The sequence below is a fragment of the Marinobacter sp. P4B1 genome (genome assembly GCF_001447135.1).
GTDB lineage: Bacteria > Pseudomonadota > Gammaproteobacteria > Pseudomonadales > Oleiphilaceae > Marinobacter > Marinobacter vinifirmus.
In genome coordinates this window covers 1-15868 of the sequence record NZ_LLXM01000014.1, presented here as the reverse complement: position 1 = coordinate 15868, position 15868 = coordinate 1, and the positions used below count along the sequence as shown (strand labels likewise).

Genomic DNA, 15868 nt, shown 5'->3' with positions numbered 1-15868 from the left:
ATCAAGCAGCTTCTTGCTTCTGGTCGCGGACTGCAGCTACTACACGTGTGATTCTGCCCGGAATATCGTTCAGAGTACGTGCAAGCTTGGTAACTGGTGCCTGTGTAACAATGGCCAGCTTGGTCAACGCTTCGTGCAGCGTCGGCAGCGTAGCCAGGCGATCGATCTGTTCTGCGCCCATCAGCTCACCGCCAACAGCCAGACCCTTGATTTCGAACGCCTCTTTCTCTTTGGCAAAATCCTTCAGCAGGCGCGCAGCGGCACCCGGATCTTCCATAGAGAAAGCCAGAATGGTAGGACCAACCAGCGCAGGATCGATGCACTCGAACTCGGTACCTTTAATAGCAATCTTCGCCAGGTTGTTACGAACAACCTTCAGGCGAACATTCTCGGCACGAGCCTTGGCACGAAGCGCAGTCATGTCACCAGAGGTGACACCACGGTAGTCAGCCAAAACCACAGACAGAGCAGCTCCAGCAGTCTCGTTGACTTCAGCGACGATCGCCTTCTTGTCTTCGAGTCTAATTGCCACTGGATTTCTCCTCGATTTCGCCAGCTTTATGCCGGCAAACCCATCATTGTCCTCAAAGAGGACGCCTAACGGTGTTTGGGTTCAGAGAGAACGTCTTCACACCGTCTGCGCAGGCGTTGCTTTAACCCTTGCGGCCCTTGTTACCAAGGGCCTCGGGGGCCTGCGGTCTTTGACAGCCTTGGCTTCCGCCCAGACTACAAAGTAACTACCGATCAGAGGCTCAGAGTGCCCTGATCAATAGTCAGGCCAGGACCCATCGTAGAAGAGATAGTGATCTTTTTCAGATACACACCCTTGGACGATGCAGGCTTGGCCTTTTTCAGGTCTGCCACCAGAGCTTCAAGGTTTTCCTTGATGTTCTGGGCAGAAAATTCAACGTTACCCAGCGGAGCGTGGATAATGCCGTTTTTGTCAGTACGGTAGCGAACCTGACCGGCCTTGGCGTTCTTCACTGCAGTTTCAACGTCTGCAGTTACAGTGCCAACCTTCGGGTTCGGCATCAGGCCGCGGGGACCGAGGATCTGGCCCAGCTGACCAACAACACGCATGGCATCGGGAGTCGCGATAACCACGTCAAAATCCATGTTGCCTTTCTTCACTTCGTCAGCCAGGTCGTCCATGCCGACAATGTCTGCACCAGCGGCAGTGGCTTTCTCGGCATTGGCACCCTGAGTGAACACTGCAACACGTACGGTTTTACCGGTACCGTGAGGCAGAACGGTGCTGCTACGTACAACCTGGTCGGATTTACGTGCATCAACACCCAGGTTTACGGCTACGTCTACAGACTCTTTGAACTTGACGTTCTGGCCCAGTTCAGACAGCAGCGCAACCGCTTCGTCTACAGTGTAGGCGCGGGTGGAGTCTACTTTTTCACGAATCAGCTTCTGACGCTTGCTCAGCTTAGCCATCTTACAGACCCTCCACGTTCAGGCCCATGCTGCGGGCAGTACCAGCGATGGTGCGAACGGCTGCGTCCATATCGGCAGCAGTCATGTCCGGCTCTTTGGTCTTGGCGATTTCTTCCAGCTGAGCGCGGGTAACAGTGCCCACTTTCTCAGTGTTCGGACGGCCAGAACCGCTCTTGATACCAGCTGCTTTCTTCAGCAGAACCGGTGCAGGCGGAGTCTTGGTGACGAACGTGAAGCTGCGGTCGCTGTATACAGTGATAACAGTCGGAATCGGCAGACCAGGTTCCATGCCCTGAGTCTTGGCGTTGAACGCCTTACAGAATTCCATGATGTTAACACCACGCTGACCCAGTGCAGGACCAACTGGGGGACTCGGGTTGGCCTGGCCGGCAGCAACCTGAAGCTTGATATAGGCTTCAATCTTCTTTGCCATGATAGCTCTCCTGTGGGTTCGAACGCCTTTCGGCTCCCCGTTAATAACAACTGCAAATAGCAGACACAAAAAGCCCGCGTCGCTTCAGCGCGCGAGCTTTCAGGCTTGAAGGATGCCTCAGTCTTTCTCGACCTGACCAAACTCCAGCTCTACCGGAGTAGATCGACCGAAGATCAGAACGGCAACCTTGACTCGACTCTTCTCGTAGTCGACTTCTTCAACTACGCCATTGAAGTCTGCAAACGGACCTTCAACAACGCGAACAACTTCGCCCGGCTCGAACAGGGTCTTGGGCTTCGGCTTGTCTGCACCACTTTCTACACGACGCAGGATTGCTTCTGCTTCGCGCTCGGTGATCGGAGCCGGCTTGTCTTTGGTACCACCAATGAAACCAAGAACCCGCGGAGTATTCTTGACAAGATGCCACGAAGCATCGTCCATTTCCATCTGGACCAATACGTACCCGGGATAGAACTTGCGCTCACTCTTGCGCTTTTTCCCGTCACGCATTTCAACGACTTCCTCGGTCGGAACCAGGATCTCGCCGAATTTGTCTTCCATTCCTTCGAGCGCAACACGCTCTTTCAGAGTGCGCATTACGTGCTTTTCGAAGCCAGAATACGCATGAACGACGTACCAGCGCTTAGCCATTGCCCACTCCTGTTAACCGATAAAGCCGGCGACCAGCCAACTGATCAGTGAATCCATACCCCACAAGATCAGCGCTACAACCAGAACAAACACCACAACGATAATTGTGGTCTGAACCAGTTCAGGCCTGGTGGGCCATACCACTTTCCGGATCTCGACACGCGCTTCTTTCAACAGGGTCGCAAAACGGCGACCACGGTCTGTTTGCAACGCCACAACGGCAGCAACCAGACCAAGCGCAACCAGAGCCAGAACCCGATACAACACAGACTCTGCACTGAAATACTGATTACCGACGACACCGACGGCAATCAGAACGAAAACAACCAGCCATTTCACGGTATCGAAACGGCTGGTCGATTGAACGGCTTTTGACTCCATAGGAATCAGCTTATGTATCCGGATGTTAAAAAATGGCAGGCCAGGAGGGAATCGAACCCCCAACCTGCGGTTTTGGAGACCGCTGCTCTGCCAATTGAGCTACTGGCCTGCACCGAAACAACTCAGTGCAACAACAAAGAGTAACCCGAAGGTTACTCGATGATCTTGGATACCACGCCGGCACCAACGGTACGGCCACCTTCACGAATCGCGAAGCGCAGACCATCTTCCATGGCGATCGGAGCGATCAGGGTAACAGTCATTTTCACGTTGTCACCCGGCATTACCATTTCTACGCCTTCCGGCAGCTCGCAAGAACCGGTCACGTCAGTGGTCCGGAAGTAGAACTGCGGACGGTAGCCCTTGAAGAACGGAGTATGACGACCACCTTCTTCTTTGGACAGTACGTACACTTCACACTCGAACACAGTGTGCGGCTTGATGGAGCCCGGCACACACAGAACCTGACCACGCTCAACGTCGTCACGCTTGGTACCACGCAGCAGAACACCTACGTTCTCACCGGCACGACCTTCGTCCAGCAGCTTGCGGAACATCTCAACACCAGTACAGGTGGTCTTGGTGGTGTCGCGGATACCCACGATTTCCACTTCGTCACCTACCTTGATGATGCCACGCTCAACACGGCCAGTTACTACGGTACCACGACCGGAGATGGAGAATACGTCCTCGATCGGCATCAGGAACGGCTGATCGATGGCACGCTCCGGCTCAGGGATGTAGTCGTCCAGGGCTTCTACCAGCTTCTTAACAGCGGTAGTACCCATCTCGTTGTCGTCTTTACCTTCCAGAGCCATCAGGGCAGAACCGGTGATGATCGGAGTGTCGTCACCCGGGAAGTCGTACTGGCTCAACAGGTCACGAACTTCCATTTCTACCAGCTCAAGCAGCTCTTCATCGTCTACCATGTCCGCTTTGTTCAGGAACACAACGATGAACGGTACACCTACCTGACGGGACAGCAGGATGTGCTCACGAGTCTGCGGCATGGGGCCGTCAGCTGCGGAGCAAACCAGGATAGCGCCGTCCATCTGGGCAGCACCCGTGATCATGTTCTTAACATAATCAGCGTGGCCCGGGCAGTCTACGTGAGCGTAGTGACGGGTCGGAGAATCGTACTCAACGTGGGAGGTCGCGATGGTGATACCACGCGCACGCTCTTCCGGTGCGTTATCGATCTGATCGAAAGCACGGCTCTCGCCAGTGCCCCATACTTCGTGACATACACGAGTCAGGGCGGCTGTCAGAGTGGTCTTACCATGGTCAACGTGACCAATGGTGCCCACGTTTACGTGCGGCTTGTTACGCTCAAATTTTGCTTTAGACATTCGACCAATCCCCCTAATCAACCAGGATCGTAACGTTGACCGGAAAAAAAAGTGGAGCTCATGACCGGAATTGAACCGGTGACCTCATCCTTACCAAGGATGTGCTCTACCGACTGAGCTACATGAGCATTAAAACCAAATTGGAGCGGGCAGCGGGAATCGAACCCGCGTCATCAGCTTGGAAGGCTGAGGTAATAGCCACTATACGATGCCCGCGAGCAATAAGTGGTGGAGGGGGCTGGATTCGAACCAGCGAAGCTTTCGCGTCAGATTTACAGTCTGATCCCTTTGGCCACTCGGGAACCCCTCCCGTACAAATTCGCTGTCGCGAATCTGCTAAAACCTTAAAGTGGAGCTGGCGGACGGAATCGAACCCCCGACCTGCTGATTACAAGTCAGCTGCTCTACCAACTGAGCTACGCCAGCTCACATTCGCCTCGTCAGCGAGGGCGGTATACTACGGATTTTTTTTCGGCGTTGCAACACCTTTGCAGGTACCACTTTCAACAAACTCGAAGTTTTTGCCGATTTCCGCTTCAACCGCTTGAACCGTCTCGGTTTCCCAGTCAGATTCAACATCAAAAACGAGGGCGTATCCTATACGATTACGGGGGAACTTGGCCAGTACTACATTAAGATTATCCCGTTTTTTTTCTGCCAGTACCGTTTCAGCAGCTTCCCGAGACTCAAAAAGCCCCAGGGATATGGCATTCCGGTACTCTCCGGACGCCACCACATAGGATTCGACCCCCCGGGCCGACAAGGCCCGGAACTGATCCATAGCAGCTTGTTCCGGCTGAGGGGGTATCAAGACCCAGTTCAGTGGAGCAAGTTCCACCTCCTGTTCTTCGACGACGTAGTCCAGCCCCGCGGCCTCTCCCGCCGCCCTCGCTTCGGCGTCGCTGTCAAACCACCCCGCACGCACGCACAGGGTTTCCACGCCAGGCCCCGGCACAGGTACAACGGGCTCTGATGTTTTCAGGCTGGTCACTCGGGGCAAGGCTCCTCCGGACGAAGGATCAGTTCCCCCGATACCCTGCCACTGCGGCAACCACCACACCAACAGGTTGACGGCCAGGAGAAAGAACGCAATCCACTTCATTCGCCCTTCCCCCCCTGTGCTACGGCCTGAAGGCCCTCAAACACCAGGCCCGGACGAACCTCGGCCTGCAAGCCGAGATCAACAAATCTTTGAGCATCGCCGCCAGTAAGCAAGACGCGGCGTATATTGTGGACCCTGGCGTCAGCATTAATACGCTCGATAACCCCGAGGGTCAGCCAGGCCAGCCCGTGATTGGCGCACTCCCCGGTTGAGCGACCGGGCAGGGTATTGATCTGGTCATCGTGTTCGAACCCGATACGGGCGGCATCCAGCTTCAGGCTTCGGCGCATCATTCTCAGCCCTGGCAGTATATAGCCCCCGATGTGGGCACCGCTTTCGGCCACGTAATCCACGGTAACCGCACTCCCCGCGTCAACAACTGCAAACCCGCCGGGATAACGCGACCAGGCGCCCACCATTCCGTGCCAGCGATCGGCGCCCATTTTCCGGACATCCTGATAGGAGTTCACCAGCCCCTGACGGGATGATTCAGACCAATAAAAGGTTACCGGCGCACGGGTAACGCGGGACAGGGCTTGCTCCAGCTCCCGGCAATTCTGCTCGGATGCGACAGAAGATACGGCAACCCGGGTAATGTCATGAGCGAAGTGCGCCAGGCCTGCAAAAGGCGCCTTCTCGTCCAGCATCGCTGCACCCTCGGCCTTCACCTGAGCACCCTGAACCAAACGCCACTTTATCCGGGTGTTACCGGAATCGACCAACAACATCATGGCTGCACCCGAAGGCTGATATCGCCCGCTCGAACTGGCACCACCCCAGCGTCGGTTTTCAACAGATAGTTACCGCCGTCATCGATACCGGCGCCGGTTCCGGCAACCTCGCCACCACGGCTGACAAGCTCCTGTCCGCAGAATATGTCCCTTTCCTGCCAAGCACTCCTGAACGCTGCAAAGCCCTGTCGCTCGAACGTATCAACGGTACCCAGGATCTCCCTGATAACATTTGCCGCCAGGGCATTCCTTGCCCAGGCTATGTCCGGCCAGCGCTCAGCCAGGCTGATCCATGGCTGATCAACCTCTTCCGCCCGGGTCATATGCACATTGATACCAATACCTGCGATTACCTGGACGACGCCTTCCTGCAATTCACCCTGGATTTCCACCAGGATACCGGCAAACTTCCGGCCATCGGCAAACAGGTCGTTCGGCCACTTCAGGCCAACACCTTCGGCACCCATAGCCTCCAAAGCCCGGGCCACCGCTACGCCCAAGACCAGGCTCAAACCTTCCAGCGCGGCGAACCCACCCTGCAGGGTCAGCCCCATACTCAGATACAGATTCTGCCCTTTCGGGCTCGCCCAGTTACGCCCCCGGCGACCGCGCCCTGCAGTCTGGCAATCGGCAATGACCACCGGTATAGCCCCTCCGGCGCCGGATAAACGCTGCGCCACCTCGGCATTGGTGGAACCCACTTCCGGTAATACCTCCAGGCTGATACCGGACAACAGCTCGCCGGGTAAACCCGCCAACACCTGCCCGCGATCCAGCAGGTCTACCGGTGTGACCAGCTGATAGCCCTGCCCCCGGATAGTTTTTATCTCTACGCCTTCATCCATGATTTTCCGGAGCTGCTTCCAGACAGCCGTGCGGGATACCCCCAGGGTTTTCGCCAGGGACTCTCCGGAATGAACGGCGCGATCGCTCAGCAGTGACAACAAGGTGTTGGATTTCATGAAACCGGTTCCAGGGGTGTAAAGAATCAGCCCCGGATTAAACAACAGGACGGCCGAAAAAACAAAAAGGCAGCGCCCGGGCTGCCCTTTTCTCATGCCGGATGGTCATCAGGGGATAGGAGTTGCGGTCAGGTTTGCCCGAATATCTACGTTCTGCAACACGGCACCGTATACCGCCGTCTGCGCGCCGCCCACCGGGTGGATCATATCGATATTGTTGATGGACAGCTCCTTGAAGCTGCTTTGTGCCTGCACGGCGAACCCGAGAGGGTTCTCAACCCGCTTAACACCGTCAACCGTCCGGATGACCCGGGTTGGATACACATCAACTGCAAGATCGGTTCGGATACCGTAGGTATTGTCGTCCTGGCCATCGCCGTCGAAATCACCGCCGTCGCTGGTATGAATATCATTCAGCAGTATCGCAGTGCCAGATCCGTTAACCGGCCGGCCCTGCCCGTCCACGCTGCGATTGGTTTCCCACAGCAAGGCGTTTTTCTTATCGTCACTTGCAGCCGGTGCCAGCACCTTTGCCATCGCGATTGAAACGCCCTCGTCGCCCCGGGTCTCCCAGGTGCCACCTGAAGCCCCACATGCCGCCGCAGAACTTCCACTGCCACCCACACAGACATCACCGGCGCCGCCGGGTCGTATCAGCGCACTGCTGTCTTTCTCATAGCTTTGCATCCGGAGGCGACCGAAGCTTGCGCCATCATCGCTGGTTCCAACCCGAACATTGCCCACATCCATAGTGCCCCAGGCTTCTTCGGTGGCCATGGCGAGCCCCTCTTCGGTAACATCCACGGTCATGTTACGGACGTGGCCGTCATAGGTCATTTCGGTCAGCCACAGGCCTTTCTGGGGGACCTCGCCAGCACCCTCATCATAGGGAGCTGCAACCACCGCAGCTTTTCCGTTGCGGACATGGATATCGGAATTGATCGTCAGCCCCTCGCCGGACGCACCCCCGGCACCCAGGGTGATGTGGCCATCCATATCGAATTCGTAGGCCGGATAGAATCCCAGGGCCAGCAGCAGTTCGGTACCCCCTTGCAGAGGGGCATTTTCATCCCCCACCCTCAGGCCGTTTATACGGTAACCGGCACTCAGGTCTTCAAACCCGATCCTTAAACCATCATAGAAGCGGGTACCGTTGCGAATTTCATTGCGGGTGACATTCACCGTTAAATCGCCCTGCCCCCATGACTGCAACCCGCTCACGATCACCCGATTGCCGTTGTCGGTGTAGCTTAAGTCTGCATTCGACAGGCTCCATTCGGTAGTCAGGCGCAAACCCTGGGCGCCAGCGTCCTGGTGGCCGCCACCTTGCAGATAAACCGCGTTGGTATAGTTTCGACCATTGAAGGCGCGGTCTTCGAAGGCGAAGGCGAGGTTAACCGAGCCAAAGCTCTGGCCACTGGCTCCCACTTCAACCGAACCAACAGCCAGCGCCCCTTCCAGGCCACCCAGAGTGAGCCCCAAGGCTGGCCGGCCCTGATTGTCATTGGTGACATCAATCCGCAAGTCGTGGATCTGGTACTCGCCGGTTATGTCCCTTAATGCCAGGGCGTTGCCATCGTCCAGGAATAAGAAATTGGCGCTGTGGATGGTTGTTTCATTATCGATTCTCAGGCCCTGGCCCTCACGGCCGCCTGCCTTGATTCCTGTGCGGGACGAGATCCGGTAATCGCCCTCCAGGCCCCCATAACTGGCCAGGGGCGCCCCGCTCGCATCTGTTGCGCGACCATAGATGAGCGGATCGTTACTGAAACGGATCGCGCCGACTTTCCAGTTACCGGTTACATTCTCCGAGATCAGTTCGAGTGTGTCCCCAACCTGCTCCAGGGTGATTCCCAGAGCTTCCACATCCATGGTGATGTCGTCGAGAAACACCGAGTTGCCGTTGGTCCGATACCCCAACCGGCCGCCGGTCATGGTGTAGGCCGAATCAAAGGTGTAGCCACTGCCGCCAACACCGCCGCCCTCCCGGATACTCAGGGTGCCTTGCAGCGAATGGTCAAAGAAAATCCCACCCATACTGACGCCGGGCGCCCCTGCCAGGCGAATATCGGAAAACTCGACCCGACGATCTTCCACCAGGTAATCCAGGTTTAACGAGGCATCAGCACCAATATCGATACGTGTCCGGTGGAAAGCGCCCTGCCCGGGGTTTTCGGACGAGCCAACCTTCAAGCCTTCAAGGTGCGCCCCCCGGCCGTCATCGTAGTAGGACACCCGGTCTGCGGACAGCTGCAGATCCATCTCCAGCGTGATGCCGCTCTGGCCCTGAATCCGGGACAGTTCGCCGTCATCCAGGCTTTGCATATCCGCCCAGGCAACACCGCCGGGCACCCCGGTAGCAACCAGCATCAGGGCAGCGCAGGTTTTAGGTAAACCAATCACTTTGGCCATAATCATCTCCCCCTATGGAGTCCCTTCCGGGAACACCAGCAGATTCCCCTGCATCAGAACATCGCCCTGCATTTCCACGGCGAAGATATCCGTTTGCATGAACCCGGGATCCGTCGGTCTGGGCGTGTTACTGGCGGCAATCTTGAACTGCACATCGTTGAACCGCACAGTATCCGGCAGGCCCAGTTCAATGACGTCACGGTTAAACAACTCGCCGTCACCACCAAAACCGGAATCGATTGAACGTACCCGCAAGGTAAGCCCCTCGAAGGCAAACATGCCGCGAATCTCGTCCAGCACCATCCAGCCACCACCTTCTTTCAACTGGTAGGCAAGGCGGGCACCGCACTTCTTGTCCTGCTCGTCGCAGCGGCCGAAATAATCGTTCTGGATCGGGCCACCCAGTTCGTTGATGCTGATATCGCCAGACAAGTAAATGCCACCACGGCCGGAAACTTCTGCCATACCCGCATCGTCCAAGGGAGCCATCTCGGCACCGGCAAACGGACTGCATAACAGTCCTGCCAGCATGACGACTGCACTACTCAGAAACGGTTGTCTGCTCATTGCGCCAGATCCTTTGTCTGAATTTGCAGGTGCTGGATCAACATGCCTTCAACCCGTGCCGATCCGAAATTCTTTTCACCGACACTGAAATCGCCGATGTGAACGTTACTGCGGAATTCCGGGTTGGAGTAATAGTCGTTATAGAAATCCCAGGTGGCGGCATCGCTGCCCGCCCGCTGACCGTTGGCCGCAATCTGGCCAGTGCCCGGGGCATCGATGGTATCGATCTCCAGCAGGAAGTTACCGCTGCCGTCGACATCGAAGTAGATAGGTTGCAGCCTGTTACCGAGGGCCAGTTGCAGCACAAAGTCCGACATCACAATATTGGAGCCACAATTGCTGCCGTCCTGGCTACAGGCATTGATGGTGAGTTCCGGCGAGTAAAAGTTAAGACGGAATTCACCGGCCATCTGGCGCCGTTCGTCATCACCCCAGAGCCGGAGATAACTGCCATCAATGACGGCACTGCGGGCGTGCAGGTTCAGGTTGGCAGAGCGGTCATCGCCAACGGCAACGTTCATCTGCATACCCATATCCGCGCGCTCGCCCTGCCAGTCTTGCGTAGCCGGGCGGCTGGAACAGGTACCACTTCCAACAGCAGCGGAACCACCAAGGCAATCGTAACCCTGCGCAGCGTCTACCATGGCAGGGGCGGCGAATTCGAGAACCGCCTTGTTAGTGATTCCGATGTCGTTACCGTCGACCACGTCAATGCGCCACGGATTCAGCAAGCGCCCCAGATTCACCGGAGTCAGGTTCGTTCCGTAGTCACTACCAGAACCGGCGATGTAAAGGTGGTTAACGGTGATATCGACCTCACGGCCGTCCGTGCTTTGTATACCGGCAATGCGGAAGATCCGGGCCTGTTCGCCGTTAACGTCCGGCGCATCCGTGCCGTGGGAGAAGATGAAGTCTTCCAGTACCAGGCCAATGCCAGCACCGTCGATTTCAGAAAGTTCGCCATCGTTGAGCTTCTCGAGTTCTGCGGGGGCAGTAGCAGGCAACATCGAAAGGCCGAACATCAGGGATGGCAAGAGGACCTTTAAGAACGTGGATGTGGAGGGCGAAACCATCAGAACAACCCTCGCCCGCGATCTATGTATTCAGTGCGATAACGGGGAATTCCCTCAAGCGCATCATGGAGACTGAACTCAACCGCACCGTTGGGGATGTTCATAAAACCCCCAGGTGTGGTTTGAATAAAGTCTCCTACCTGCGGATCAGTTTTTGATACATCTTCCAGCCACTCGACGGCCTGGGTTTGAAAGGCTAAAAACAGGCCTTTCTGAGGCCCGGATAAAACTCTTTCGTCGCCATTTTCGGTAATGGTACCTACCGGAAGGCTTTTGAAGTTGATCAGAGGGAAGCAGGAGTTGATGCCCAGAACCTGACAATCCTGGGCCACAAAACTGACGTCACCAGAGCCACAGACTAGACCAAGAGGACCACAGTCCGCATCAACTTCTACCTGGGAACTGCCCCCCAACAACCCAGCAGCCTTAATCAGGAAAATTGTTCCGCCACCAACATCCTCAACCGTGAACCGTTCCCCGTTCGGCACACCTGCATGAGTCGCCCGAATGGGATCAGGCTCACCAATGTTCGGACCTGCACCATGCACCAGCACAGCTTTACTTTTAATAGCATTGCTACCAAGCAGGAGTGGCGCCAATCCTACCAAGACCCCATCAATCAAATCCCCGTTGGATTCGGCAATCTCCAGATCCTGGCCGGTAGCCTTGATATCAATGTTGACATCGCCAGTCAGATTGCGGATATCGCCTGACAGGATACCCATGGAATCGCCAAACCCGAGCCGCACGCCAACGACTTCATCCGTGGTTTCGTCGAAGGCGAATTCAAAAAACGGGTTACTGATGTGGAAAGGAACGATCTCGCCTTCGGCGTAGGCGGTGCCATCAGGCTTCACCTGTCTGGTCGCCTCAGGGTTTGCATCAAAGAATTGTTGGTTGTTGATATAACCCAGGCCAAAGTTTTCGATGAGCACATCCGACGTACCGGATTTCTCGCCACCTCGCTCGTAGCGGCCGATTTCAAGGACATCAACATTGGTCTGGATTTCTATATCCATACCAAGATTCACCCGCGTGTAGGCGGTGTTTTTTGATGGATCGGGATGGTAATTCCGATCGACAGAAAGAAAGGCCTGACCGGTAACCTCAGACATTTCCGCATCGGAAATAGGATCCAGGCCTGCAATTGCGGCGGAGGGCAAAATCAGGGCGCTGGCTAGAACTGTGTGCAGCTTCTTACTCATAGTCTCACCCGGCTACCTTGATCAAATGGGCAGCGAAAAGAAAAAGGGGACTGATGAGTGTCTCTGTTGCTGGCTCTTTTTGTGGTTCTGGTTGGCCAGTCTTTGATGAATATTAACTTTTTCGGGTGCGGCGGGTTGTGCGGCTGATCATATTTCGGACAGACAAATGAAAAAACCCCCGGCAGCAACGCTGTCGGGGGTTTTGGTATTAAGAGCCTGACGATGACCTACTCTCACATGGGCGAACCACACTACCATCGGCGCTGGTCTGTTTCACGTCTGAGTTCGGGATGGGATCAGGTGGTTCCAGACCGCTATGGTCGTCAGGCAAAACGGATGATCACTGGGAAGGACGAGATAAAACGTGATGGTGATTTCTTTGAGCGTGGCGTTTGCCTTGCTCTTGCGTTATCCGCAATTGTCTTGGGTGTTATATAGTCAAGCCGCACGAGCAATTAGTACTGGTTAGCTCAACGCCTCGCAGCGCTTACACACCCAGCCTATCAACGTCCTGGTCTTGAACGGCTCTTCAGGAGGCTCAAGGCCTCAGGGAGATCTCATCTTGGAAGGGGCTTCCCGCTTAGATGCTTTCAGCGGTTATCCTGTCCGAACATAGCTACCGGGCAATGCCACTGGCGTGACAACCCGAACACCAGAGGTTCGTCCACTCCGGTCCTCTCGTACTAGGAGCAGCTTTCCTCAAATCTCCAACGTCCACGGCAGATAGGGACCGAACTGTCTCACGACGTTCTAAACCCAGCTCGCGTACCACTTTAAATGGCGAACAGCCATACCCTTGGGACCGGCTTCAGCCCCAGGATGTGATGAGCCGACATCGAGGTGCCAAACACCGCCGTCGATGTGAACTCTTGGGCGGTATCAGCCTGTTATCCCCGGAGTACCTTTTATCCGTTGAGCGATGGCCCTTCCATACAGAACCACCGGATCACTATGACCTACTTTCGTACCTGCTCGACGTGTCTGTCTCGCAGTCAAGCGGGCTTGTGCCATTACACTAACCGCACGATGTCCGACCGTGCTTAGCCCACCTTTGTGCTCCTCCGTTACGCTTTGGGAGGAGACCGCCCCAGTCAAACTACCCACCACACAGTGTCCTCATCCCCGATAAGGGGACCAAGTTAGAACCTCAAACATGCCAGGCTGGTATTTCAAGGTTGGCTCCACTCGAACTGGCGTCCGAGTTTCAAAGCCTCCCAGCTATCCTACACAAGCATGCTCAAAGTTCACTGTGAAGCTATAGTAAAGGTTCACGGGGTCTTTCCGTCTAGCCGCGGATACACCGCATCTTCACGGCGATTTCAATTTCACTGAGTCTCGGGTAGAGACAGCGCCCCCATCGTTACGCCATTCGTGCAGGTCGGAACTTACCCGACAAGGAATTTCGCTACCTTAGGACCGTTATAGTTACGGCCGCCGTTTACCGGGGCTTCGATCAAGAGCTTCGCACGAGTGCTAACCCCATCAATTAACCTTCCGGCACCGGGCAGGCGTCACACCGTATACGTCCACTTTCGTGTTTGCACAGTGCTGTGTTTTTAATAAACAGTCGCAGGGGCCTGGTATCTTCGACCGGCTTCCGCTCCACCCGCGGGGGTTTCACGTACACACCGGCGTGCCTTCTCCCGAAGTTACGGCACCATTTTGCCTAGTTCCTTTACCCGAGTTCTCTCAAGCGCCTTGGTATTCTCTACCTGACCACCTGTGTCGGTTTGGGGTACGGTCTCGAATAGCCTGAAGCTTAGAAGATTTTCCTGGAAGCAGGGCATCAATGACTTCGCGCCCTTGGGCACTCGTCGTCACGTCTCAGGATTGTGGACCCGGATTTGCCTAAGTCCACTCCCTACTCGCTTAAACCGGGACAACCGTCGCCCGGCTCACCTAGCCTTCTCCGTCTCTCCATCGCAGCTATCCAAGGTACGGGAATATTAACCCGTTTCCCATCGACTACACCTTTCGGTCTCGCCTTAGGGGCCGACTCACCCTGCGCCGATTAGCGTTGCGCAGGAACCCTTGGTCTTCCGGCGTGCGGGTTTTTCACCCGCATTGTCGTTACTCATGTCAGCATTCGCACTTCTGATACCTCCAGCAAGCTTCTCAACTCACCTTCGCAGGCTTACAGAACGCTCCCCTACCCCGCATACAATGTATGCAGCCGCAGCTTCGGTGACCAGTTTGAGCCCCGTTACATCTTCCGCGCAGGCCGACTCGACTAGTGAGCTATTACGCTTTCTTTAAAGGATGGCTGCTTCTAAGCCAACCTCCTAGCTGTCTGAGCCTTCCCACATCGTTTCCCACTTAACTGGTACTTTGGGACCTTAGCTGGCGGTCTGGGTTGTTTCCCTCTTCACGACGGACGTTAGCACCCGCCGTGTGTCTCCCGGATAGTACTCACAGGTATTCGGAGTTTGCATCGGGTTGGTAAGTCGAGATGACCCCCTAGCCGAAACAGTGCTCTACCCCCTGTGGTATTCGTCCGAGGCGCTACCTAAATAGCTTTCGGGGAGAACCAGCTATCTCCGGGCTTGATTAGCCTTTCACTCCGATCCACAAGTCATCCCCTGGCTTTTCAACGACAGTGGGTTCGGTCCTCCAGTGCCTGTTACGGCACCTTCAACCTGCTCATGGATAGATCGCCCGGTTTCGGGTCTATGTCCAGCGACTGATTCGCCCTATTCAGACTCGGTTTCCCTACGGCTCCCCTAAACGGTTAACCTCGCCACTGAACATAAGTCGCTGACCCATTATACAAAAGGTACGCCGTCACAGAACAAGTCTGCTCCGACTGCTTGTACGCATACGGTTTCAGGGTCTATTTCACTCCCCTCACAGGGGTTCTTTTCGCCTTTCCCTCACGGTACTGGTTCACTATCGGTCAGTCAGGAGTATTTAGCCTTGGAGGATGGTCCCCCCATGTTCAGTCAACGTTTCTCGTGCGCCGACCTACTCGATTTCACTGGACTCAGGTTTCGGATACGGGGCTATCACCCACTATGGCGGCTCTTTCCAGGGCCTTCTCCTACCAGTTGTCCAGCTTAAGGGCTGGTCCCCGTTCGCTCGCCGCTACTTAGGGAATCTCGGTTGATTTCTTTTCCTCGGGGTACTTAGATGTTTCAGTTCCCCCGGTTCGCCTCTTACACCTATGGATTCAGTGTAAGATACCTAACCGAAGTTAGGTGGGTTTCCCCATTCAGAGATGTCCGGATCACAGCTCGTTTGCCAGCTCCCCGAACCTTATCGCAGGCTTCCACGTCTTTCATCGCCTCTGACTGCCAAGGCATCCACCGTATGCGCTTAGTTGCTTGACTATATAACCCCAAGACAACTGTGTTCCCTTTATCGACGTCCGGGTAAACCAGGAAATCCATAACGGGAGACAGTTACTTGAAGCGATATAACAACCACTTCAACGACAACACCGGATAACGCTTGAAATCGCTATCACTTTGAACAGTTTCTCTCGGAGATAATGAGAGAAATCTATTCGTGTTCTATCTCGTCCAATTTGTTAAAGAGCAAATCTGACCCAGTGATCAGAAAG

General features: G+C 55.5%; 13 protein-coding genes, 5 tRNA genes and 2 rRNA genes. All 20 read right to left on the bottom strand.

Features of this window, described 5'->3' with window-relative positions; translation table 11 throughout:
* Position 1: 1 nt before the first annotated feature.
* The 20 genes from rplJ to AQ621_RS10630 all read right to left on the bottom strand — a co-directional run bounded on the left by rplJ (position 2) and on the right by AQ621_RS10630 (position 15635).
* Entirely contained in the window at positions 2-532 is a 531-nt protein-coding gene (rplJ, locus tag AQ621_RS10725) for a 50S ribosomal protein L10 (RefSeq protein WP_036219618.1), read from the bottom strand.
* Positions 533-744: 212 nt separating this feature from the next.
* Positions 745-1443: a 50S ribosomal protein L1 gene (rplA, locus tag AQ621_RS10720; protein WP_022989308.1), complete on the bottom strand. Its 699-nt coding sequence runs from the start codon at positions 1441-1443 to the stop codon at positions 745-747.
* Position 1444: 1 nt separating this feature from the next.
* Positions 1445-1876, bottom strand: a complete 432-nt coding sequence (gene rplK, locus AQ621_RS10715) for a 50S ribosomal protein L11 (protein ID WP_022989307.1) — start codon at positions 1874-1876, stop codon at positions 1445-1447.
* 117 nt (positions 1877-1993) lie between these two features.
* Complete coding sequence (gene nusG, locus AQ621_RS10710; RefSeq protein WP_022989306.1) at positions 1994-2527, bottom strand: transcription termination/antitermination protein NusG; 534 nt, start codon at positions 2525-2527, stop codon at positions 1994-1996.
* 12 nt (positions 2528-2539) lie between these two features.
* Positions 2540-2908, bottom strand: coding sequence for a preprotein translocase subunit SecE (gene secE / locus AQ621_RS10705; RefSeq protein ID WP_036219615.1), 369 nt, complete (start codon positions 2906-2908; stop codon positions 2540-2542).
* A gap of 33 nt (positions 2909-2941) precedes the next feature.
* A tRNA-Trp gene (locus AQ621_RS10700) sits at positions 2942-3017 on the bottom strand.
* Positions 3018-3060: 43 nt separating this feature from the next.
* On the bottom strand, positions 3061-4257 hold the full coding sequence (gene tuf, locus AQ621_RS10695; RefSeq protein WP_058341454.1) for an elongation factor Tu: 1197 nt from the start codon (positions 4255-4257) through the stop codon (positions 3061-3063).
* A gap of 52 nt (positions 4258-4309) precedes the next feature.
* Positions 4310-4385: transfer RNA gene (locus tag AQ621_RS10690), tRNA-Thr, on the bottom strand.
* A 13-nt stretch (positions 4386-4398) separates the two neighbouring features.
* Positions 4399-4473: transfer RNA gene (locus AQ621_RS10685), tRNA-Gly, on the bottom strand.
* 10 nt (positions 4474-4483) lie between these two features.
* Positions 4484-4567 (bottom strand) — tRNA-Tyr (locus AQ621_RS10680).
* A gap of 40 nt (positions 4568-4607) precedes the next feature.
* Positions 4608-4683, bottom strand: a tRNA-Thr gene (locus tag AQ621_RS10675).
* A gap of 31 nt (positions 4684-4714) precedes the next feature.
* On the bottom strand, positions 4715-5248 hold the full coding sequence (locus tag AQ621_RS10670) for a hypothetical protein (RefSeq protein ID WP_227508307.1): 534 nt from the start codon (positions 5246-5248) through the stop codon (positions 4715-4717).
* 107 nt (positions 5249-5355) lie between these two features.
* Positions 5356-6090 carry a type III pantothenate kinase gene (locus tag AQ621_RS10665; protein ID WP_058341452.1) on the bottom strand — a complete coding sequence of 245 codons (735 nt, stop codon included), beginning with the start codon at positions 6088-6090 and terminating at the stop codon, positions 5356-5358.
* The gene (locus tag AQ621_RS10660; protein WP_058341451.1) at positions 6087-7052 is read right to left on the bottom strand and encodes a biotin--[acetyl-CoA-carboxylase] ligase; all 966 of its coding nucleotides are present in this window, start codon (positions 7050-7052) and stop codon (positions 6087-6089) included. Before AQ621_RS10660 ends, AQ621_RS10665 begins: the two co-directional genes overlap by 4 nt.
* A gap of 108 nt (positions 7053-7160) precedes the next feature.
* The gene (locus AQ621_RS10655; RefSeq protein WP_227508306.1) at positions 7161-9464 is read right to left on the bottom strand and encodes a DUF6160 family protein; all 2304 of its coding nucleotides are present in this window, start codon (positions 9462-9464) and stop codon (positions 7161-7163) included.
* 12 nt (positions 9465-9476) lie between these two features.
* Positions 9477-9953, bottom strand: a complete 477-nt coding sequence (locus AQ621_RS10650; RefSeq protein ID WP_413772294.1) for a hypothetical protein — start codon at positions 9951-9953, stop codon at positions 9477-9479.
* A gap of 74 nt (positions 9954-10027) precedes the next feature.
* Entirely contained in the window at positions 10028-11038 is a 1011-nt protein-coding gene (locus AQ621_RS10645) for a hypothetical protein (protein WP_227508305.1), read from the bottom strand.
* A gap of 65 nt (positions 11039-11103) precedes the next feature.
* Positions 11104-12309: a hypothetical protein gene (locus AQ621_RS10640; RefSeq protein WP_058341448.1), complete on the bottom strand. Its 1206-nt coding sequence runs from the start codon at positions 12307-12309 to the stop codon at positions 11104-11106.
* A gap of 214 nt (positions 12310-12523) precedes the next feature.
* Positions 12524-12637: ribosomal RNA gene (rrf, locus tag AQ621_RS10635) — 5S ribosomal RNA — on the bottom strand.
* 106 nt (positions 12638-12743) lie between these two features.
* A 23S ribosomal RNA gene (locus AQ621_RS10630) occupies positions 12744-15635 on the bottom strand.
* Positions 15636-15868: the final 233 nt, after the last annotated feature.

Bases quoted from the DNA above. Each gene is read 5' to 3' on its own strand.
- rplA (WP_022989308.1), bottom strand. From the start codon at position 1,443: ATGGCTAAGCTGAGCAAGCGTCAGAAGCTGATTCGTGAAAAAGTAGAC.
- rplK (WP_022989307.1), bottom strand. From the start codon at position 1,876: ATGGCAAAGAAGATTGAAGCCTATATCAAGCTTCAGGTTGCTGCCGGC.
- nusG (WP_022989306.1), bottom strand. From the start codon at position 2,527: ATGGCTAAGCGCTGGTACGTCGTTCATGCGTATTCTGGCTTCGAAAAG.
- secE (WP_036219615.1), bottom strand. From the start codon at position 2,908: ATGGAGTCAAAAGCCGTTCAATCGACCAGCCGTTTCGATACCGTGAAA.
- tuf (WP_058341454.1), bottom strand. From the start codon at position 4,257: ATGTCTAAAGCAAAATTTGAGCGTAACAAGCCGCACGTAAACGTGGGC.
- AQ621_RS10665 (WP_058341452.1), bottom strand. From the start codon at position 6,090: ATGATGTTGTTGGTCGATTCCGGTAACACCCGGATAAAGTGGCGTTTG.
- AQ621_RS10660 (WP_058341451.1), bottom strand. From the start codon at position 7,052: ATGAAATCCAACACCTTGTTGTCACTGCTGAGCGATCGCGCCGTTCAT.
- AQ621_RS10655 (WP_227508306.1), bottom strand. From the start codon at position 9,464: ATGGCCAAAGTGATTGGTTTACCTAAAACCTGCGCTGCCCTGATGCTG.
- AQ621_RS10650 (WP_413772294.1), bottom strand. From the start codon at position 9,953: ATGGCTCCCTTGGACGATGCGGGTATGGCAGAAGTTTCCGGCCGTGGT.
- AQ621_RS10645 (WP_227508305.1), bottom strand. From the start codon at position 11,038: ATGTTGCCTGCTACTGCCCCCGCAGAACTCGAGAAGCTCAACGATGGC.
- AQ621_RS10640 (WP_058341448.1), bottom strand. From the start codon at position 12,309: ATGAGTAAGAAGCTGCACACAGTTCTAGCCAGCGCCCTGATTTTGCCC.